The 22,394-nt window shown below is 39.1% G+C and carries 17 protein-coding genes and 1 tRNA gene; 12 read left to right on the top strand and 6 right to left on the bottom strand.

Going from position 1 to position 22,394, the window contains the following annotated elements:
* Window positions 1-96 precede the first annotated feature (96 nt).
* From CLV94_RS09960 to CLV94_RS09995, 8 genes are all read left to right on the top strand, one after another.
* Window positions 97-181 (top strand) — tRNA-Ser (locus CLV94_RS09960).
* Between the two features lie 192 nt (window positions 182-373).
* Window positions 374-751: a hypothetical protein gene (locus CLV94_RS09965; protein WP_121376346.1), complete on the top strand. Its 378-nt coding sequence runs from the start codon at window positions 374-376 to the stop codon at window positions 749-751.
* 695 nt (window positions 752-1,446) lie between these two features.
* Window positions 1,447-3,423, top strand: coding sequence for a tetratricopeptide repeat-containing sensor histidine kinase (locus tag CLV94_RS09970; protein ID WP_121376347.1), 1,977 nt, complete (start codon window positions 1,447-1,449; stop codon window positions 3,421-3,423).
* Between the two features lie 6 nt (window positions 3,424-3,429).
* Entirely contained in the window at window positions 3,430-4,179 is a 750-nt protein-coding gene (locus tag CLV94_RS09975) for a LytR/AlgR family response regulator transcription factor (protein WP_121376348.1), read from the top strand.
* Between the two features lie 151 nt (window positions 4,180-4,330).
* Window positions 4,331-5,443: a hypothetical protein gene (locus CLV94_RS09980; protein ID WP_121376349.1), complete on the top strand. Its 1,113-nt coding sequence runs from the start codon at window positions 4,331-4,333 to the stop codon at window positions 5,441-5,443.
* A gap of 153 nt (window positions 5,444-5,596) precedes the next feature.
* Window positions 5,597-6,781: a hypothetical protein gene (locus CLV94_RS09985; protein WP_121376350.1), complete on the top strand. Its 1,185-nt coding sequence runs from the start codon at window positions 5,597-5,599 to the stop codon at window positions 6,779-6,781.
* An 18-nt stretch (window positions 6,782-6,799) separates the two neighbouring features.
* Window positions 6,800-7,576: a T9SS type A sorting domain-containing protein gene (locus CLV94_RS09990; RefSeq protein ID WP_121376351.1), complete on the top strand. Its 777-nt coding sequence runs from the start codon at window positions 6,800-6,802 to the stop codon at window positions 7,574-7,576.
* Window positions 7,577-7,835: 259 nt separating this feature from the next.
* A complete protein-coding gene (locus CLV94_RS09995) occupies window positions 7,836-10,757 on the top strand; it encodes a PQQ-dependent sugar dehydrogenase (RefSeq protein WP_121376352.1) in 2,922 nt (973 codons plus the stop codon).
* Between the two features lie 163 nt (window positions 10,758-10,920).
* Here CLV94_RS09995 and CLV94_RS10000 read toward each other — a convergent pair whose 3' ends face one another.
* The 3 genes from CLV94_RS10000 to CLV94_RS10010 all read right to left on the bottom strand — a co-directional run bounded on the left by CLV94_RS10000 (window position 10,921) and on the right by CLV94_RS10010 (window position 14,052).
* Window positions 10,921-11,937 carry an RCC1 domain-containing protein gene (locus tag CLV94_RS10000; protein WP_170148782.1) on the bottom strand — a complete coding sequence of 339 codons (1,017 nt, stop codon included), beginning with the start codon at window positions 11,935-11,937 and terminating at the stop codon, window positions 10,921-10,923.
* Window positions 11,904-12,296, bottom strand: coding sequence for an RCC1 domain-containing protein (locus CLV94_RS10005; RefSeq protein WP_121376354.1), 393 nt, complete (start codon window positions 12,294-12,296; stop codon window positions 11,904-11,906). The genes CLV94_RS10000 and CLV94_RS10005 overlap by 34 nt, the downstream gene beginning before the upstream one ends.
* Window positions 12,297-12,675: 379 nt before the next feature.
* Window positions 12,676-14,052, bottom strand: a complete 1,377-nt coding sequence (locus CLV94_RS10010) for an RCC1 domain-containing protein (RefSeq protein WP_121376355.1) — start codon at window positions 14,050-14,052, stop codon at window positions 12,676-12,678.
* A 954-nt stretch (window positions 14,053-15,006) separates the two neighbouring features.
* Between CLV94_RS10010 and CLV94_RS10020 the strand changes: the two genes are divergently transcribed.
* Both CLV94_RS10020 and CLV94_RS10025 read left to right on the top strand, forming a co-directional pair.
* Window positions 15,007-16,902, top strand: a complete 1,896-nt coding sequence (locus tag CLV94_RS10020) for a phospholipase D-like domain-containing protein (RefSeq protein WP_121376357.1) — start codon at window positions 15,007-15,009, stop codon at window positions 16,900-16,902.
* Between the two features lie 8 nt (window positions 16,903-16,910).
* On the top strand, window positions 16,911-17,783 hold the full coding sequence (locus CLV94_RS10025; protein WP_121376358.1) for a hypothetical protein: 873 nt from the start codon (window positions 16,911-16,913) through the stop codon (window positions 17,781-17,783).
* A gap of 816 nt (window positions 17,784-18,599) precedes the next feature.
* Here CLV94_RS10025 and CLV94_RS10030 read toward each other — a convergent pair.
* The 3 genes from CLV94_RS10030 to CLV94_RS10040 all read right to left on the bottom strand — a co-directional run bounded on the left by CLV94_RS10030 (window position 18,600) and on the right by CLV94_RS10040 (window position 20,872).
* Entirely contained in the window at window positions 18,600-19,199 is a 600-nt protein-coding gene (locus CLV94_RS10030) for an HD domain-containing protein (RefSeq protein WP_121376359.1), read from the bottom strand.
* 161 nt (window positions 19,200-19,360) lie between these two features.
* Window positions 19,361-19,855: a hypothetical protein gene (locus CLV94_RS10035; RefSeq protein WP_121376360.1), complete on the bottom strand. Its 495-nt coding sequence runs from the start codon at window positions 19,853-19,855 to the stop codon at window positions 19,361-19,363.
* A 162-nt stretch (window positions 19,856-20,017) separates the two neighbouring features.
* Window positions 20,018-20,872 carry an AraC family transcriptional regulator gene (locus CLV94_RS10040; protein WP_121376361.1) on the bottom strand — a complete coding sequence of 285 codons (855 nt, stop codon included), beginning with the start codon at window positions 20,870-20,872 and terminating at the stop codon, window positions 20,018-20,020.
* Between the two features lie 194 nt (window positions 20,873-21,066).
* Between CLV94_RS10040 and CLV94_RS10045 the strand changes: the two genes are divergently transcribed.
* Window positions 21,067-21,477: a VOC family protein gene (locus CLV94_RS10045; protein ID WP_121376362.1), complete on the top strand. Its 411-nt coding sequence runs from the start codon at window positions 21,067-21,069 to the stop codon at window positions 21,475-21,477.
* 42 nt (window positions 21,478-21,519) lie between these two features.
* Window positions 21,520-22,356: a helix-turn-helix domain-containing protein gene (locus CLV94_RS10050; RefSeq protein WP_121376363.1), complete on the top strand. Its 837-nt coding sequence runs from the start codon at window positions 21,520-21,522 to the stop codon at window positions 22,354-22,356.
* Window positions 22,357-22,394 lie beyond the last annotated feature (38 nt).

Raw genomic sequence — 22,394 nt, forward strand, 5'->3', positions numbered from 1 at the left:
CCCAAAAAATGTTTTATTTTTAATGATAAAATGTTTTGAAACTCGAAAAAGGTTTCTATATTTGCACTCGCAATCAGGAAATGAGAGCAACATACTGGAGAAATGGCAGAGCGGTCGAATGCGGCAGTCTTGAAAACTGTTGACTGTAACAGGTCCGGGGGTTCGAATCCCTCTTTCTCCGCTGAACTAGTAAAACGCTGTAAAACTTATGTTTTACAGCGTTTTTTGTTTTGTAGCAGTATCAAAGAAGTTCATAAAATGGTAGCACCTTTCTTTTATGAAATTACATTCAGTATCCCATACCTAATCACAATCTTAACACAAATTCCATTGTATACTGTGCGCATGACTTATCTTTAAAAAAAGTAAAGATATGTCAGCTAAAAACAAGAAGTTATTTGGGGTTTGGATGGATTCCCACAATGCAACCATCGTAGGGAATTTAGAGGAAGAAGAAAAAGTGTTTGCAGTTATTGGGCAGGTCAAAAACGCAGGCCCGGATAATAACTCCAACGAAAATGCAGCAAACAATCAGGAGATTTCCCTAACACAGAAATTCTTCAAGGAAATTGCCAGTCAAATGCCAAACATTGATGAAATCCATATAACAGGAACTGGGCAGATCCAGGAACAATTTATGAAATATCTGGCAGAAACACCACAATATAAAAATGTGGTAGTATCAGAAAGTACCTCCAATAAAATGAGTGAAGAAAATCTGCTGTTGTTTATCAAAAAACATTTTAATTAAGTTTAAAACGACTTTGTGTTACCGCAATTGCATGCTTTAAAAAAGTGGACCGGATATTCCAAAAGGTAGAATACATATTTCCTGAACTTCGCCATGAGTATGAAATATTTAGAGGAAGCCGTATTTCGTATCACTCAAAATTTTAACCTGGCTTTTAAATCCTATACCGGCATTACGCAGTCCAGTTCACAAAATATCTGTCAAAAAGCATAAAACCTGCGAACTTCAAAATTTGCAGGTTTTTCTGTTTTATGACCTACCTCTCTTCTGCCTCCAAAATTTTCAAAAACCCGCAAAGTTTACGAGGCAATTCTGCGACCTTTTTTTGAACTGCTATCTTTTTATCATTAGGAATTAAGGCTGTTTTTTTATATCAATAAACTCAGAAACAAAAGACTTACTTGGAAAAAAGAAAGCAAACCGCCCAATTGAGAATATTATTAAAACTATTAAGCCTGTTTTAATTTCTGTTTCCTAAAAAAATATTCTTTTTTATTCTCTATATTTGGACATTTAATATCATATTTTGTCCCATGCATAGGATTATTAAGACAACTGTTGTGCTTTTAATTGGTTTCTTTTATTCAAATTCCTATTGCCAGGATGATATTGATTCACTTAAAAATATAGGGGGCACTAAAGTCAGTTTTGAAACCCCTTACATTTACGAAAATTAAACCCCGATTGCCATTACAATGTTTAAAATCCCCAAACTGCTAGTTTTAGCTTTTTCAATCCTGTTTTTTTCGAGCAGCTATTCGCAAGACAAGACTATTGATTCGCTGAAAATTGTCCTTAGGAACACCAAGGTCCATGACACTACAAAATTACAGGCGATATCTGACGTCATGGATAACTACTATTCACTAGACGACAAAAATTATTACTACCTTAATACTATATTGGGCAACTTAGCCCTGAAAAATTATAAAAAAGGCAATACCTTCAAAGAGCAAATAATATATGCCGAATGGCTTGCCGCGCATTATTCTATTGTAGCAAATCGATATTCCCAAAAAGCGATGCCCGAAAAAGCATTGGCTTACCACGACAAAGCTATTGCGATTTTAAGATCCATAAAATCCTATGATGAAATGTACGTAGTTTCTTTAAACAAAGCGGCATTTTATGCTAAGATGGAAAAAAACAAAGAGGCAATTCCGCTGATTTATGCGGCTCTTAAGTTTTATGAAAAGGATCCTGTGAAGTATGCCGAGCAAATGTCCTATGCCCTGACGATGATGGCCAATGTGTATTCCAGCCAAAACCAGTACGAAAAAGCCATATCTTATGACCTGAAAGCTATTGGTTACTATGATGCTTTTTATGCCAAAAATTCAATCACTCACACTCTTTACCTTAAAGCCTTGTGTTATGGCCATATTGCGTTCTGCTACACCCGGATGAAGGAATACAATCAGAGTATTATTTACAATAGTAAAGCGCTGGCTATTACGAAAAAAATAGGAGCCGATTCGCAGACAGCACAAGCGTTGGCAAGAATGGGAGAGGCACACACAAAGCTTGGCCATTTTGAGGAAGCAGAAAAATTATACCAGGAAGTTCTTGGAATGAAAAGCTTAACTGTAGAAAACGACAACCTATCCATTGCCATGTCTACGCTGGGTCTTGGGTTGCTCAATTTTGAAAAAGGAGATTTAGACAAAGCCAACTTATATTCCGCCAAAGGTTTTGCCTTGAGCAAAGAAACGGGTAACATCGCTCTTCAGAAACAAGGCGCTGATTTGCTATATACGATAAACATCAAGACCAAAAATTTTGAGAAGGCCCTCGAAATGTATAAGTATTATGAAAAGATTGTCGACTCAACCCAGATTCTCGAAGCAAAAGGCGCTTTTGAAAAACAGCAGCTCCAATACGACTTCGAGAAAAAAGAACTAAACTACAAGCTCGTTTCCCAAAAGAAAGCGGCCGTTAAGAATAATTGGCTTATTGCACTTTCTGGCGCAATTCTAGTGCTGCTGCTAGGAGTTTATTTCTATTACCGAAATAACAAACAAAAACACGCCATAGCCGGACTGGAGAAAAACCAGATCAAGCAGAAGCTTCTGATTACGCAGATGAATCCGCATTTTATCTTCAATTCCATTGATAACATCCAAGGGCTCATCCACGATAAGAAAGATAGCGACGCAGTAAATTACCTGTCCAAATTCTCAAAACTGACTCGACAAATTTTAGAGAATTCCAATGAAAACTACATTTCTTTATCCGAAGAAGTCGAGATGATCGAGAACTACCTTTCCATACAGCAGCTGCTGTATTCCAACAAATTCGACTATAAGATTGAAGTAGAAGATGCCATCGATACCGAAGCCATATTGCTGCCGCCAATGCTGACTCAGCCATTTATTGAGAATGCCATCAAGCATGGTTTGGGCAACAAGGATAAGAACGGAATGATCGAGATTCACTTTTACCTGAAGGAAAGCAAACTCTTCTTCGAGGTTTCGGATAATGGAAAAGGCTTTGATGCCGAGAAGAAAGTGACCAACCACAAATCGCTTGCAATGACCATAACGAAGGAACGTCTTGTAAACTATACCAAAAATGCCGACTTTATCGTGCAGGCAGATAATATAAAAGATACCGATGAAAATATTGTAGGTGCCAAAATTAGTTTTGAAATCCCGTATATTTACGAAAATTAAAAAAACATGTTAAGAGCCGTTGTCGTAGACGATATCGAAAATATCAGAAAAAAGAATATTGCCATTATCAAAGCCAGTTGCCCTAATGTTTCAGTAATCGGGCAGGCAGATTCTGTAGAATCCGGAATTGAAGCCATTAAGCAGCTTTCGCCGGATATTGTTTTTCTCGATGTTGAAATGCCAGATGGTACCGGTTTCGACCTGCTTCAAAAACTTAAACCGATTAACTTTAAGGTGATTTTCATTACGGGTTATGAGGATTTTGCGATTCGGGCCTTCCGCTTTTCAGCTATTGATTACCTGTTAAAGCCGTTGGATGCGTCAGACTTGGTTGATGCTGTTAAGAAAGCTGAGGAAGCCCTGAGTAAGGAAGTTTTTGACATGAAGCTAAGCAATCTGTTCTCTAATCTCGAAAGGCCGAAAAACCTGCAGAAGCTAATCCTAAAAACGGCCGATAAAATTTACTCGGTCAATATCCAGGATATTGTCAACTGCGAATCCGATAAAAATTATACCACTTTTAATTTCATTAATGCGCCAAAGCTTATTGTTTCTACCAATCTTAAGGAATATGAAACGATGCTGTCGCCTTATAATTTTTTCAGGTCACACCAGTCGCACCTGATCAATATGGCGTATTTCGACCATTTCATCAAAACCGATGGAGGAAATACGATTATGATGAAAAACAAAACGGCCATACCGCTTTCAGTCCGTAAAAAGGAAGAATTCTTGGTCTTGCTCGAAAACCTTTAGGTCGAAAATTTCCCTAAAACGAATTTCCTTTACTATCCTACGAATTTCCTCCAAAAGGAAACGTATACACATTGCCTAAAATTTCCATTCCATTTTGATTTATGTTTGACCTGTAATTAAAAAAGTACTAACTTTTAAAGACATTAAAAACATGAAACAGATTAAAACCAGTGCGATGATTGTTGCACTATTATTTTCCTTTACGGCAGCCAATGCGCAACTTTTGAATAAAGTTACAAAAGCAGCCAATACTGCCAGCAACGTGGTAGAAGGTGCCAAAGGTGTCGACAAAGTAGCAAAAAAAGTAAAAGGTAAAGCAGCAGCCGGCGGATTCGCAACCGGATTAAAGTTAGACTGGAGTATGTATAAGCAGACACCGGCCATAACTTTTAACTCACTTCTTTATGGAACCAGAGACGGAAGATGTGCTGACTATACCGGCACCTTTATTCCGAATAAAACAGCAAGCGGAAAAGCAGTAGACTATACCGCAGACCAGTCAGAGTATTTAAGAATCAAGGTTTATAAAGACGGCGAATACATGAACTATTTTGAATATGACGGACATCAAGTTTTTGATGACGGTAAGAAGACAAAGTTTAATGTGCCAAGCAGTCGTTACAAGCGTGATGGCGAATGGGTTGGATGGTCAGAATCATTTATAACAGACTGGGGCCCGGGTAATTACAGATTGGATTTTTATGCCGGCGACAAAATGTTCTATGCTTTCGACTTTGAACTGCACAAGCTGATAAACGATGACCCGTATGGTGCTATAAAAGATATGTTTGTTACACGTGGGCCATGGAATAATTTTGCCTATTTGAATTATGCAGATACAGGAAATTTGGTTTTTGGGTACTATATCACACATGAAGAGTTTAAGCCGTTTCCTGCAAACAGCAAAAAAACGACCAAGAGTGTAAAGTGGTCGGTAAATATGTTTAAAGACAACAAATTGTATGCACAGCATTATGGAAACGGGCCTAACCAAGCTCAGGTAGAACAGGCCAAATGGAACGAAGTTTCTTGTGCTTTCAAACTGGTTAATAAACCAGGGGAAATCAAATTTGCTGACCTTACCGATGGCGCTTATAGAATTGAACTTTCAGTTGAAGGTGAAAGCAATGCGAGGATCTACAAATTTACAGTTAAGGATAAAAAAGTAGTGCAAATACCTGAACAAGACAGAACTAAGAATACAGACCCTACCCGATTGATCGAAGGATGGAATGACTATTTCTGGTTGAAGCTTGAAAAATAGAGACAATAGTAGCTTTCAAAGACCAAAAAGTGAAAGCTAATGCCTCAAATTTTTAAATAAAATAACTTCCAAAGCAACAATTATTAATAAAAAAATTGTTGCTTTCGGCTCGTTAAAAAAAATAAAATACCAACTCTATTATTTTAAGACAAAATGAAAAAACAATTACTTCTTATCGCAATCGCGGGCTTGTTTACCTCGATGGCCAATGCAGCTGATTTGTATGTTAGGGCATCTGGAGCAAATGGTGCTTACACTACTGTATCTGCAGCTATAACAGCAGCTGCCAACGGTGACCGCATCATTATCCAGCCAAAAACCGATGGCTCTGCCTACGTTGAAAACTTGACCATCAACAAATCGCTAACTTTCGTTTCCGAAACCAATTACAACAAGTATTTCATCAGAGGAACGATAAATATCAATCCGGCTGCAGGACGCGTGGTGACGATAAGCAACTTAAATTCCGGTAGCTTTACCATTTACAACGTAATCGCAACAGGTCCAACAACTGGCGGAAGAACTACCATCAATCTGTTCAATTGCAATTTGAACAATGTGGATACAACCCAAGCGAACACAACCACAAACATGTCTGGATGTACCGTTGGCGGCTATGTGTTCTTTTCGCACGGAAGGATAACCGGAAACAGAGTGCAGAGAATGACGGCCTACAACACTTCTTCTGATACTTCCCTGGCAGCTGACGATGTTGAAATTATAGGAAATTCAGCCTCTTCCGTAATTGCGAATCAACAGACCAGCTATAATTTTAAGTTCTACAATAATTTTACGTCAGGATTTGGAGTATACGCAACCAAAGCAGGCGGATCCAACGAAATCGTAAACAATACAGTGTATGAGCCAAATGGCGGAGACGTAGCGCCAATTTATATCACCGGAAATGGCAATCCGGGCAGTGGCGGAAACGTTGCCATCATGAACAATGCGATTTCTTTTGTTGTGGCCCAAACTAATACCTGTATCTATTCGGATAATATAGCAACAGTAACAGCGAGCTATAACGTATCTACAAATGCCTTTGTAGTAGAGGGAACAATCACACAAAGCAACAATACAGGATCTGTCAACATGAATTTCGACAATACAGCTTATACGGTTACAGGAGGCAATGTAAATGCAGGAAACCCTGCGGTACAATATACCGATTTAGATTTAACCAGAAATGATGCCGGGCATTACGGCGGTTCCAACAGCTGGGCGAATTACTTTCCAGCGGACAATGGCGGAAGGCCTCAGGTAAACTATTTTATCACCCCTAGAACCATTTTAAGCACCAGCACATTAAATGTAAGTGGATCAGCTTATTCTAAATAATTCGTAATTTAAAGTAAGATGAGAAAATTTATATATACTATAACTGCAGTACTGGCTGTTAGCTTTTGTACTGCACAAAGCTCGATAACGCAGGCTGAATATTTTTGGGATACCGATCCGGGAGTTGGACTTGGAACTGCTGTCCAGGCTGCCGATGGTAATTTCAACAGTGCTTTTGAACGATTAACCAAAACAGGAATTACTGCACCAAGCGTAGGATTGCATAAATTCTGTATTCGAGTAAAAGACAATACCGGGCAATGGGGACCTGTTTTTACCAACATTATTAATGTGGAACAGCCTGGCACTACATCTGTAATGTCAATATTGCAAGCCGAATATTTCTGGGATACCGATCCGGGAGCTGGAAACGGAACAGCAATTTTGGCCACTGATGGCAGCTTTAACAGTGCCTACGAACAACTAAGCAGAACCGGAATCGCATTGCCTTCCGTAGGCTTGCACGTATTCAATATCCGTGTAAAAGACAACACGGGTCAATGGGGGCCAGTTTTTAGGAACGTTGTTTCAGTACAGAATTCTTTGTCTACAGACGATCTTTCGCTTGCTAATTTAGTGGTTTATCCAAACCCGGTAAAGGATGTACTGAATGTTTCGTTTGATAAAGAAATCAGAACCATCGCTGTTTTCAATACCTTAGGGCAGCAGGTTATGGAAAGACAAGTAAACGCTACTGAAACAGTTATTAATGTTTCGAGTTTAACATCAGGTACTTACTTTGTAAAGGTAGCTGCCGATAACGCCTTTAAAACACTAAAAGTTATAAAAGAGTAATACGTTTTTTATTTTGATTACGCCTCAGTTTAGGTATTTTACAAAATAGTAATGTAACTAACTGAGAAAGAATATAAACTTATAATTATTGATAGATGAAGAGACAACCTGTTGGTTGTCTCTTTTTTTTTGACGGTAACGGCCAGATTATTTATTGAATTATTACAGAGGTGCCCTTTAATTTTTTTTTAAACTAACATTTAGGGTATAAGAATATGCTAACTTTGTTTAACCAAACCTACTAATTCATTAAATCGCTATGAATCCAAATCTACCTTTCCGTTTCCCAAAACGCCTACACCCATTATTTTTAGTGCTTACTGTATTTTTAATCAGTACATGGCAGGCCAGCAGCCAATACATTACAGAAAATCTTACGCCTGCAGCAGTAATTAAGGAAGGACTGTCTTTAGAGCAGTCTTCAGACGGGCGAATATTTATAGCAGAACGAGGCGGTATCGTAAAAGTGTACCAAAATAATACCGTTTCTACTGTCTTTACAGTAACAACCGTTACAGACAATGAGCAAGGATTGCTAGGACTTACATTACATCCTGATTTTGCCACAAACGGCTATATCTACGTGTTTTATTCTGTCAACGATGGAGCGGTCATCAGGCATCGGATTGAAAGAGTCCAGATCAACAATGCCAATCAGGAAATAGGCAGGCAACAAATCTTGCTATTAGAACCCATCGGCGGCGGATTCCACAATGGCGGCGATTTGAAGTTCTTTAACGGCTATCTTTATGTGACAGTCGGTGATAGCCAGCAAAACACTAATTCCCAAGATTTAGATACGTATAAAGGAAAAATACTTCGAATTACCGAAAACGGACTGCCAGCTCCTGGAAATCCGTTTTATGGAACCGGTTCTATACAGCGACAAAGCATTTGGGTATATGGTTTCCGTAATCCGTGGAGGCTGATTCCCAATCCCACAGCTAATAAATTGTTTGTCTTGGATGTTGGAACTTCATGGGAAGAAGTAAATGAAATCAGCAATCCAACCATCCGCAACTATGGATGGGGACACCCGCAAGGCGGCGACGGAGTACAGACCGAAACGAATTTATTTACCAATCCGATATTTACGTATGCGACAGGAAGCATAGGGAACGCACTGACAAACGGAGTGCTTTATAATCCTGCAACGCCTCGATATCCAAATCTTCAAGGAAAGTTTATATTTAAGGACTATGTAAGGAATGAAATCCGAGCTTTTGATCCGACAATCGCAAATCCGGTTTCCAACGTATTCTATACTGCGCCACAGCAATATGCACTGGGCATGATGCTCGGAAATGATGGGTATATCTACTATTGCAGTTACAGCAACACAGGCGATTTGATCAAGCTGAATTACATTGAAACTGCTGCTCCAACCATAGTCGACCATCCTGTTTCGCAAACAATAATGGAAACCTATCCTGTAACCTTTAGCGTTACCGCTAGCGGAGTCGGACAAACCTACCAATGGCAGTTTAATGGCGTAAATATAACCGGAGCAACTGCAGCCAGCTATACCATTCCGGCAGTGACTATGGCAAATGCCGGCAGCTATTCGGTTATAGTTTCCAATTCCGCAGGAACAGTAACAAGCAATTCTGCAATACTAACGGTAGTACCGTTTAGCAATAGACCACAAGTACAGATTATCGCCCCCTTGCCTACTTTGACATGGAATGCCGATGATGTGGTTCATTTTGAAGCCACCGCAACCGATGTGGAAGACGGAGTATTGCCTGCCAGCGCTTTTTCTTGGAGCATCGACCTGTTTCATGAAGACGTTCCTGGTTCAGGACATTCGCATCCAGGTGCCAGCCCTCAAGGTGTCCGATCAGGAAATTTTACAGCATCAAACCAGGGCGAAAAGACACCGAACGTTTGGTACCGATTTACGGTAACGGTAACAGACAGCAACGGACTGACTGCTACGGCATCTGTAGATATTGATCCCAATCTGGTGGATATCACGACAACCAGCTCCCCTGCTTTGCTAAACTTAGAATTCAATCAAAAGCCAATAGTAGCGCCTGCTACAAGACAAGTCGTTGCCAATGCCAATTTGCAGACACTGAATGCCCCAACGCCACAATATGCAGGTACTACCCGTTATGACTTTGACCATTGGAGCCAAGGCGGAGCCGCTAATCAGACATTTCAGGCACCTGCCACTGGCACTGCTACATTTACGGCATTCTATACTGCAACTCCCCTACAGACTGCTCCCTATCAAGGTATTGTAGCCCAGATTCCGGGTGTTATAGAAGCAGAAAACTACGATATTGGCCCTGCTGCTTATTTTGACACCAACGGTGGCGGTGATAACGTCTACAGGCCAGGCGACGGAGTGGGAACAGAAGCCTGCAGTGAAGGAGGTTATAATATAGCGTATGTTGCTACAAATGAATGGCTCAAATATACGGCGCAAGTAACTACTACAGGCAATTACAATATCAGCTTCAGAACCTCAACTCCCTATAATGCCAAAACGCTGCATCTTGAAGTCGATGGTATCAATGTGACTGGATCTGTGACGATACCAAACTCAGGAGGCTTCCAAGCATGGCAAACCGCTACAGTAACTAATATTCCTTTAACTCAGGGCGTACATGTCATCACCTTGCATTTTGAAAGAGCCGATATTAATATCAATAAGATGGAGTTTGTACTTGCTGGAGCAACTGCAGCCCCAATCGCCGATTTTGAAGTAAACCCACAGATGGGATGCATCAACGCAGCAGTTACTTTCACATCGGTCTCTATAGGAACCGTAGATACTTATGCATGGGACTTTGGTGCTGGAGCGCAGCCGGCAACAGCAACTGGAGTCGGTCCCCATTCTGTACTGTATTCGACAGAAGGCACTAGAGATGTTTTATTAACCGTTAGCAATACAATTGGCAGTAATACAAAAGAGATTTCCTATATGGTACATCACTGTGATCTTGGTGTTGAAATTCCTGAAGAAAATTCAAATAAAATAAAAGTCTATCCAAATCCGTCAACAGGAATATTCCAATTATCAAAAGAACTAGAATGGACCGTATTTTCAGCCCTCGGCGCTAAAATAAAACAAGGATCCGGAAATCTGATTGATATTTCAGAGCATGCCTCAGGAGTATACTTCCTAAAAACAAATGAAGCCAATAAGGCGATACATATTATCAAATTATAATAGATACTATTAAAGTAGAGTAAAGAAAATGCCAGTTAAAATCTATTGGAAAGTAGTTCTTTTTCCACAGACCGAAAGGTAATGTAAAGTAAAACGCCGTAAAACAAATGTCTTACGGCGTTTTTTGCATTATGCTCTATCAAAGAAATTCATTACGAAGTTTTTACTGTTTTACGATTTTCAGGGTCTGTGTATTAGCAGCAGAGGCAACCTTTACCAAATAGGTTCCTGGTGACAAAGCAGACAAATCAAGCGCAGCTTCATTGTCCTGAATGGACTTGCTGAATACTTCCTGTCCTAACAGATTATAAACGGAAACCATAGTAATTCCCTGCTCGTAAGAAAGGTGAAGTAATTCTCTGACCGGATTGGGATAAGCGTTGACTTTCGTGGCTGCATATTCATTTACGGCTAAGGAAGTACAGATAATAGGTGTCAGTGTATTTTTGTTGGTATTGGTTCCGTCTCCCAATTGCCCCAAAGTATTTACCCCCGTTGCATATAGAAAGCCATCGCTATTCATTATCTGCGAGAAATTTCGTCCTGCAGAAATCAAGGTCTTGTCTGCATTGGTACTTATCAGGGTAGGAATAGTGATGTTGGTGGTGCTGGCTGTTCCATGGCCCAGCTCACCAGTTTCGTTGTTGCCCCAGCTCCAAAGACCGCCGTTTGTTTTCAGGGCAAGAGAATGGTCGGATCCGGCCACGGCCTTTGCCCAATCATTATCTGTTCCTATTTGAGTAGGTGTCACGGCTGAGGATGAGTTTCCTAGGCCTAATTCTCCATCACTTCCAAATCCCCATGCCCAAAGCGTTCCGTCTGTCTTGATACCTAGGCTATGGGTATGTCCTCCGTCTATGCTTTTCCAGTTGGTGGCTGTGCCAATCTGTGTAGGTATTTTTTTGTTAGTATTGGTGCCGTCACCTAATTGGTGTGTACCATTCCATCCCCATGCCCAAAGCGTTCCAGTGGTCTTAATAGCAATTGAGTGAGCGCTTCCGGCTTCGATAGCCAGCCAATCGGTATCGACGCCTATCTGGACGGGTTGATTTTTATTGACAAGCGTGTTGTCGCCCAGTTGGCCTTGGGCGTTGTCACCCCATGTCCAGAGAGTACCATTGGTTTTTAGGCCTATGCTAGATCCTCCTAGTAATCCTGAAGCGGCACTGATATTTGCCAATCTGTTGCGGTTCCTATCTGAACAGGAGATTGTTTGGAGATATTTGTTCCATCTCCCAGTTGGCCAAATAGATTGGTTCCCCATGCCCAAAGTGTTCCATTGGTTTTTATGGCTAGGGAAAAATTATTTCCTGCACTGATTTTTTGCCAGTCGTTTGCTGTACCGATCTGTACGGGCAGGTTTTTGTCTACTGTGGTACCGTCTCCCAATTCGCCGGTGCCATTGTCGCCCCAAGCCCAAAGCGTACCGTCAATTTTTAAGGCAAGTGTGTGGTCTGTGCCTGAACTTATGGTCTGCCAGCATTGTGCGTAGTTTTGTAATGATAAAAAAATAAAAAAAAGGGTAATTGTTTTCTTCATGCTTGCTGTTTTTCGGTCTGAAATTGTTTCAGAAATTGTTGGTATTTAAATGATTATTTTTCTTGCTAAAAGCGAATCTTACCCAATTTAATATTTTGTAAAAAGAGTAGTACCTAGCATTTTCAGTACAAAAATTAAGAAAATAAACAAAAAAATTTCGGCGAATGAACAAGTGTTCCTTTTTTAGATATAAGCGTTGGCTTTCGATGTACAATCGTTTTTTGGAAATAAATAATGGGTAAAGAAAGCGTCTATCAATAAAGTTTGATTCCTCTTTTCCACAGACTGAAAGGTAATGTAAAGCAAAACGCCGTAAAACAAATGTCTTACGGCGTTTTTTGCATTATGCTCTATCAAAGAAATTCATTAAACGAAGTTTTTACTGTTTTACGATTTTCAGGGTCTGTGTATTAGCAGCAGAGGTAACCTTTACCAAATAGGTTCCTGGTGACAAAGCAGACAAATCAAGCGCAGCTTCATTGTCCTGAATGGACTTGCTGAATACTTCCTGTCCTAACAGATTATAAACGGAAACCATAGTAATTCCCTGCCCATAAGAAAGTTGCAGTAGGTCTCTGACCGGATTGGGATAAGCGTTGACTTTCGTGGCTCCAAATTCATTTACGCCCAGGGCAGTACAGATAACAGGCGTAAGTGTGTTTTTGTTGGTGTTGGTCCCATCTCCCAATTCTCCATCAGCGTTGAAACCTGTTGCATACAGAAAGCCATCAGCATTCATTATTAGTGAGAACTCTCCCCCTGTTGAAATCAAAGTCTTATCCGCATTGGTATTTACCTGGGTAGGAACCGTTATGTCAGTAGTGCTGTTTGTTCCGAGGCCCAGTTCACCGCTTTCATTTTTGCCCCAGCTCCAAAGGGTGCCATTGGTTTTCAGGGCAAGGGAATGATCGTCTCCTGCTACGGCCTTTGCCCAATCATTATCTGATCCTACTTGAGTAGGAACATTGATATATAGTACCGTTCCCAAGCCCAATTGTCCTTCACTTCCAAACCCCCATGTCCAAAGCGTCCCGTCTGTTTTGATACCCAGGGTATGATTTCTTGTAGTGTCTATGCTTTTCCAATTGGTAGCCGTGCCAATCTGTGTAGGTGTTAATTTGCTAGTGCCGGTACCGTCACCTAATTGGTATGAAACATTATTTCCCCATGCCCAAAGTGTTCCGGTAACCTTAATAGCTACTGAGTAGCTGCTTCCGGCGCAGATAGCATTCCAATTGGTATCAGTCCCTACCTGGACAGGTTGGTTTCTGCTAGTAAGCGAGCTATTGCCCAGCTGACCTGATGAGTTGAAGCCCCATGCCCAGAGTGTGCCGTTGGTTTTTATGGCCAGGCTATGTCCCCCTAATGTTCCTGCTGAGGCACTGATACTTTTCCAGTCGGTTGCGGTTCCTATCCGAACTGGGTAATATCGGCGAGTATTGGTACCATCCCCCAACTGGCCTAAGGCGTTGTTTCCCCACGCCCAGAGTGTCCCATCGGTCTTTATGGCTAGGGAAAATCTTGTACCCGCACTGATTTCTTTCCAGTTGTTTGCTGTGCCGATCTGCACGGGCACGTTCTTGTCAACATCCGAACCGTCACCCAATTGGCCGACTCCATTTTCGCCCCAGGCCCAAAGCGTTCCGTCGGGTTTTATGGCAAGTGTGTGGTCTATGCCTGAACTTATGGTCTGCCAGCATTGTGCGTAGTTTTGTAATGATAAAAAAATTAAAAAAAGTGTAATTGTTTTCTTCATGCTTGCTGTTTTTCGGTCTGAAATTGTTTCAGAAATTATTGGTATTTAAATAATTATTTTTCTTGCTAAAAGCGAATCTTACCCAATTTAATCTTTTGTAAAAAGAGTAGTACGTAGCATTTTCAGTACAAAAATTAAGAAAATAAACAAAAAAATTTCAGCCAATGAACAAGCGTTTCTTTTTTAGGTCTAAGCGTTGGCTTTCGATGTACAATCGTTTTTTGGAAATAAATAACGGATAAAGCAAGCGTCTAATCAATAAAGTATCCCACTTGCTACGCAAAAACCTTTGTAGATTGAGCATCTGCAAGGGTTTCTTTTTTTATTCACAGTCCATCCCTCAGGAGTATCTTCCTAAAAACAAATGAAGCCAATAAGGCAATACATATTATTAAATTATAATAGATACTATTGAAGTAGATTAAAGGATTTTCAGTAAAATCAAAGATTCTTCTTTTTTTATGTACAACAACGGAACCGAAAGTTGAGTCTTCAAAAAACTTGAAACTCTTTCGTAGAAAAGTTTCGAAAGAAAATTCATTCCTTACAAATCCTTCAAACATTAATGTTAAATAGTTTTTCTTTTTTTAGTACATTTCAAATGTACGTTAGGTATCAACTTATATATGTCTTATTATTGTTAACTTAAATTTAAAGACCAACTGATAATATGTCTGATATTAAGAGTATTAAAAGATAATTAGAAGGATCTAAAGAAATAAAGTTGCTTAGCATCTTTTTTGTTTTTTATAGAATTTCACCTACATTAGCATTTCCAAAACAAAAGAGCCAAACCGAGCTCTACTTCCCTTTTATATTATTTTGCTTCTTTACGGAAAACCGCAATTGCTCTGTAATGCATTTACTTAATATTGGCATAAATTGATGTGGAAAATTTTGAATGCCAAAATTTATCGTTTTTACAACCATAACCCTTAAACAAAAAGAAAGACTATGAACGACCTGCTGACAAATGGTACTGAAATTAAGCAACGAATACTTTCTGAAATCAACAATGCAAGTCAATGTATTTATATTGCGATGGCTTGGTTTACCGATAGAGATATTGCTATGGCAATCATTGAGTCAAAAAACAGAAATTTGATTATAGATGTTATTCTTTCTTCAAATGTTCAAAATGAAACTGTAAAGTTAATGCTAAAAGGAGCAGGCATTAGTGTTCACTCTTTTGAAACAGGTGATGTACGAGGCATAATGCATCATAAATTTTGTCTTATTGATAATAGAATTTCAATCAACGGTTCATACAACTACTCTATCAATGCAAGTAATAACAACATTGAAAACATTCAAGTTTCAGATAACGTTTCAGTCTATTCACAGTTCTTATCGGAATTTGAACGACTGAGATATAACATTGACCACAATATTGCAGTTAATAGTATAGTAGCTAATTCATCTCCTATTCAACAGATTCAAGTACCCCAAACTATGAATATTATTGACATATTTACACGACAGTTAAACGACCTTGTCTATTCTTCTGCACAAATTAACACGGAAGAATATAAAAAGAAAGGTTATGAAGCCTCTAAAGAAAACCAAGGAAATATTGACATTTTCAGAACCGAATATAATACTATTAAAGAAAAAATTAAAACTTATGCTACCGATGAAGGCTTAAGTAGTCGAAAAAATATACTTATGTCAAACATTACAAATGCTTTTGAAAGCACAAAAACAAATTTAGAGATTGAAAAAGCAGATAAGATTAATGTTGAAAAAAAGAATAACGAATTAGAAAAGCGTCAAATTAAAGATAAAATATTAGAACTAAAACAAGAAAAATCTCTTTTAGAATCAGGTAATCAAAACACAGGTGAAAAAGGTCTTTTGCAGCTCAACAAAGAAATTGAGAAAAATAAACTTGATAGACGGACTTTAGAACAATCTTTTGTAATAAAAAAGTTTTGGACAATCGGCACAATTTTTATCTTAATTGGCTTAGTAATTTTTATCTTTTATCTATCTATATTTTTTGCTTCTGCAATTTACAAGGTATTTTTTGAAAGCAATATTATTCAAGCTTCGCTAGAGTCTGGAATAAATCCAGGCCTTCCTCAGCTTATTGATGCAAACGCTATTATTAAAATATTTAGACAACAAGGAGTTCTGTTCGGATTTATCGCAGCATTATTCTTTATCATACCTGTTTTATTATCTAATTTAAAAATTCTTGGAAGTGAAAATAAACTAGTAAACAATCTTTTATTCTGGATGGGTTTAGTAATATTCGACATTGTAGTTTCGACAATGGTTGCAATTAATTCAGACAAAATTCAAGGTCTGTTAGTAGGACGAGAATCTACATTACAAATTTGGGATGTTGTTAAACACGGTGAATTTTACTTAATTTTCACATTTGGGATGTTTCCACTGATATTGACACATTTTATAATCGACTACATAATCAATGCTTATAAAAAATCAAAACGAGAAATAGTTAATGCTGAAAAAAACAAAAATATTCAAGTTTTGGATGAAGAACTATTAGATCTTATTTCAGATAAAGACTTGCTAAGTCAAAAAGTGAAAGTAAATGAAGATGCGATTAGCGAAAACAACAGTAAAATTTTGAATTTGGAAACAGAAATAAATAATAGTGAGAATCAGATAGAAGGTAAGTATTATGAATTACTGAAGCAAATTAAGTCTATATTCGATGATTTTAGTGCAAAAATCATAAGTGGTAAAATCTTCACGGATGTTATTCTAGACAGTGTAATTTCTGCATACAAATCAGGCTTTATAGAGCATCTACCTAAATATTATGCCACTGATGAAGTAGCTGTGAGAGTTCAAGAAATTGAACAAACAACAACAATTTAAAGACTGTCATGAAGAAAATTATAAAAATTATTTTGCTGATACTATTGATAGTTTCATGCAATCCGGAATCTCAAAGCAAGCAATTAATCTACAAAAACATTGTCATCATTTCAGATATGTCGAGCCGTCTAGACAACAAACCCTCAAAAGATATAGATGAAATCCATAAATTAATTCAGTATTTCAAGACTGAATGTGTTAAACCTGGTGAAAAAGTTGGTGATAAGTCGAGCATTTCGTTTTCTCTATTTTCAGAAAAGGTTCTAGCTTCTATAGATGTAGATAAAATTAAAAATTTGGGAGAAAAGCAACGTTTTATTAATTCTACTGGAGAGTATAAAAGCAAAGGGCTGCTACAAGAAATTGACAATTTTGAAAATATGGTCAAAAAAACCTATGCAAATACCAGAAATCAAGGACTAGACTTAATAAGCATCTTGATTGATAAAATCGAAAATCAACAAATTACTAAAGAAGACACATATTTGACTGATGGTATAGATACGACATTCATCAAATACGAGAATCATATTTATATATTCACAGACGGTTATTTAGAATATAAAAACAAGGAAAGAAATAGTCAATTCTATTTCGGCAGCTCTGAAATAGACAAAATAAGACAATTTTGTAAAGTCAATAAGGTAGATGTAGCTAAAGCTCTAGAAACCAATAACTCGTTGTGCTTGCCCCCTACAAAAAACAAAAAAAATCAACATATTTTTCTTCATGTATTAGAAACGCACGAACGAGACAAAAATGAAAAGTCGCAATCTTATAAGCACACTATGGCACTACGAGATAATGAAATTCTTCGGGCGGTTTGGCAAAAATGGGCTTTAGAAAGTGGCTTTAAGGAATTTGAATGGAAAAAGTATTAAATAGTGATAGACTAACTCTGTAAACTAAAAACCATATTATATTTAAAGTTTGATAACAATTCTTTTTTTCCTACAAAAAATTTCAAACACAAAAAATTCCCAAAATACCACCCTATTTTTTCCTATCCCAAAAAACAGTTACACCGTAAAACTGACCAATTACGCCCGTATTTTGAACAGTTATTACTTTTCGGTTGTGTTTTTATCCTAGAACTTTTAGTATTGTATAAAGAAAACAGAAGTTACCCAGATTCTGGCCTCTTTCGTTATCAAGAAATTATATGTAAAGTCAATTACTCTATTACTCGGAAGAATCAGTACTGCATCCTGTCGGTTCAGTATTGCATGGAGCAGATGCAGAATAACACATACTCCTTATAACACAACATAGTGACGGTGCTATACAGCAACATACACATGAAATACAACATAAAATTATTGCTTTATAACATGTACTAGTATGTCATACTACATGCAGTAGATGTATTAGTACCTATAGATGATGTTATGCTACAAGGAATATTTACTGGGCTACACCTGACAAACATTATATTACATAATACTAATGTTATATAACAATAATCGTATGTTGTGCAACATAGAACTGATGTCATGTAACACGATAAAGATAGCATACAACAAGAAGTGCTTGTTACACAACATAAGACTGATGTAATATAACAAACACTTCCTGCTTATAGCACTATATCAATTCTTTGCAGAGCTTGAGACTTTTAGGCTTTTGCCCTCTCCCAATACTCCCAACTTTATGACTTTACAGCTTTCCACTATCAACTATCCATTAAAAACTATCAACTACAAACTATCCCTCCGAAGTATCCCCTTCTCCACACTCTCTTCTAACAAACGCTCCGCGTAGTTCCAAATAGAAGTTGAACCGTTTGCGATTGCTTTTTTCTTGTCGTAAACCGTGTGGTATTCGACATTGAATTCGGCCCAGGTTCCGCCATTGTTGCTAGAGTTCTGCAATAAAGGTTCAAAGCGGTCCATGGCCCTGGCAAATTTTGCCTCATCGGTACTTCCTTCTTCAAACTCTTCCCAAACCGCTATGAAGTCTTGCGCCTGCGCTTCCGGCAATAGTCCAAAGATTCGCTTTGCGGCCAAAAGCTCTTCCTCCGTATTAGTATGATTTTTTGTAGTATCGTAGATAAACGTATCGCCTGCGTCAATTTCGACCAGATCGTGGATCAATACCATTTTTACGACCTTAAGCACGTCAATCGGCTTGTCGGAATGCTCCGCCAAGACCAGCGCCATTACGGCCAGATGCCAGCTGTGCTCCGCATCATTTTCATGCCGGTCGCTGTTAAATAATTTAGTCCGGCGCTGTATGTATTTTAATTTATCGATTTCCTTGATAAAGGCGACCTGTTGCAGCAAATTGTTTGTATCCATTACGTTTCGAGTTATGCTAGTAGCGCAAAGCCAAGACAAAGCAATTGGTTATCTCAAGCTTTTTTGTTGTTGATAAACATTACTGCAAAGGTACAGCGATTCGCGCGGAGGCAGCGTAGCAATTCCCTTAAAATTTCAAGTCCGTTTTATAAAAATGCAGCTTATATAGCAACCGTGTTGTTGTTTTTCTTTTGTTTCCTAAACTGATAGACGAAGCCGGCAATAAAAAGGACAAGCAAAACAAGAAGCGTCTTTCCGATGATAGGATCGCTGCTATCCTTTGCCAACGGATGTCCAATCGGAACGCGGGTAAACGTTTCGTTAACGGTAGGCACAAGCGACAGGAAAAAGCTAAACGACAGGCAGAAGTTTTCAAAATGACGCGCCCTGCCGCTGCTTTTCTTTTTAGAGTAAAGAAAATAGGCTTCCACTACAAGGAACATGATAAACACAGAAAAAGCATGTCCCGCATTCAGTCCGCCATGTTTTGAAATGCCCAACGACGTCAGCGACGTAATAAGGGTTCCATAAAAATATATTTTACCCGATAAGGCGCCGAGATAGATCTTACCGTATTTGACAAATCCTACGATGGCCGCAACAATGGCCGCAATACCGATAACGGTATGAAAAATTCCTAAATTTGAAAGTCCCATTTTATCTTATTTTAAGTTAGTAATGACGGGACAAATGTCTATCAGAATAAACAGAATCATTTAGCGGATCGGTTCAATTGTTTGGCAATTTGGTTCACAAAAAAAACACACTTCTGATAGATCAGAAAGAGGCTTAAAAGAAGATAGTCTATTAGGTACTTATTACTTGCTGTTTTGCTTTTGTCGGTAAGCTGTAGGCGAAACCTTGTATTTGCTGGTAAAGCTTTTGGTGAAATTTGCAAGATCATTAAACCCGCAATCAAACGCAATTTCAGTAATACGCTGGTCAGACAGCAAGAGCAGTTCGGCCGCTTTCTCCAGCTTTTTGGCTTTGATGTAGTTGGCGGGCGTATCGTTGTATATCTTAGCGAATTCGCGTTTGAAGGAAGATACGCTTAGGTTGTTCTGCTGTGCCAGTTCTTCAATGGTAAGCTGCGAAAACAGGTGCGCCTCGATAATCTGCTTAAACGTATAGGTAGTAGGAGAAAAAAGCTGCGATAAAATAAGCTGTATCGCTTCCGCATTCTGTGTCTGCGATAGGAGCAATATGATTTCCTTTACTTTCAAGATCAGGATGTCTTCGTTGATCAGGGACGGATTCTCGAAATAAAACAGCAATCCTTCGATGTATTTTTGGATCAGGAAATCGTTGTTTATCTTTTCGCTAGATTGGTTAGAGATGGTATTCTTTGGTACCTGAAGCAATACCGGCAGTTCCCTGTCGTATATCTTCTTTAATATCTCCGGATAAAAGGTAACGATCACAATCTCGCAATTGCTTTTCGGATGGGAATGATGGAGCTGCTTTCCGGACTGGATGCAGTTCAGCAATAAAGAATAGTTCGTCGGAATGTTGAGCCGCTCGTCATCGATCTGGTATTCGACATCCCCTTTCAGCACGTATAAAAAGCAAGCTTGTTCCGTGACCGGAAAATCAAACTGGAAGGGCGGCGTCAAAGCAATTTTTTGAAGCAAGGTCTTGCCGTATAGATCGTGCTTTTTATAATCGTTTATCATAGCAATGTAGTGGCATCGTTTCTGCGTGTCCGAATACCAAAGATACGCTATAATTTAAGAAATCGGATTATCGGTGCCGACGGATCTGCATTCCGACACAACAAATCCAGTCCGAAAGAAAAAAGCCAAGACTGCTGACAGACTGTTGTCATACCGCCCCATTACATTTGCGGTATAACTTTAAAACAGAAGAAATGAATTTCGTATCCATCCGCATTATTACCGATCGTCTAGACGAATTGGTAGCATTTTACGAACAGGTAACGGGCAAGACCGCCGTGCGCTATACTCCCGACTTTGCCGAGCTAAAAACAGCCACCGCCACCTTGGCTATCGGAAGCATCAAGACCTTGCTTTTCTTTGGCGGCGAGGCTATTGCAAGGCCCGCCCAAAACAGCAGCGTCATCCTCGAATTTAGGGTAGACGATGTAGAAAAAGACTATGCCCGGTTGGCAGCCTATCTTGAAGATCGTATCGTCCAGAAGCCTACGGCGATGCCTTGGGGTAATACCTCGCTGTTGTTTCGCGATCCCGACGGCAACCTCGTAAATCTGTTTACGCCTGCAACACCCGAAGCCATAGCAAAGTTTGACAACAGCAATTAGATTAAATTTGTACTTTTATCGCCCTAAGAAATTGCATAAAGCGTGAACCCGAAGCCTAAAATACTGCTGCATAAAGATGAATTAAAAAGCATTGGGATTGATATAAAGTCCTTATCGCTGCTTACAGATGTGACCCATCCTGCGCACAGGGACGATCATTTTATGTTTATCATCCAAGCAAAAGGAACTTCGACATGGGAATTGGATTTCAATACGATAACCTTAGAACCCAATTCTCTTTGTTATGTTGCGCCCGGACAGGTGCATCGCAATATCAGCTCGGAAAAGCCGGAAGGATGGCTGTTTTTTGTCGATCCCAGTTTTGCCTTGCAACAGTACCGCGAAGTTTTTGATACCTTCTTAAATAGCAACCAATACCTTCTTTTAGATAAAAATGAGGATCTTTTTGAATTGGTGGCTATGCTACAAAAGTGGCTCGAAAGCGGCGAAGCCCTATTAAAAGCGCAAATGCTCACCTCCCTGACCAAAACGATTGTGGGATGGATAGCCCAAAAAATATTGACGACCAACGAAAAGCGCATTGATTTTGAAGGTTCTAAATACGTGATAACCGCAAAGTTCAAGCAGCTCATCCAGCAGAAGTTTCGAGAATACAAGCAGGTGAAGGAGTATGCCGACTTTCTCAACATCACGCCGCTCTATCTTAATGAGGCTATAAAAAAGATCACCGGATTTGCGGCCAGCTATTGGATCCATCAAGAAATTATCCTGGAAGCAAAGCGGCTGTTGCAGTATACCGACCTCAACATTACGGCTGTTGCTTATGAATTGGGCTATGACGATTACGCCTACTTTTCGCGCTTCTTTAAAAAGAATACGGGCACTACCCCGCTTCATTTTAGAAACAGAAAACCATGATTTGTCCAACTAATACCATGAAATAACAGCGTTATCCC

Origin of the sequence: Flavobacterium endophyticum, assembly GCF_003634455.1 — a bacterium.
GTDB lineage: Bacteria > Bacteroidota > Bacteroidia > Flavobacteriales > Flavobacteriaceae > Flavobacterium > Flavobacterium endophyticum.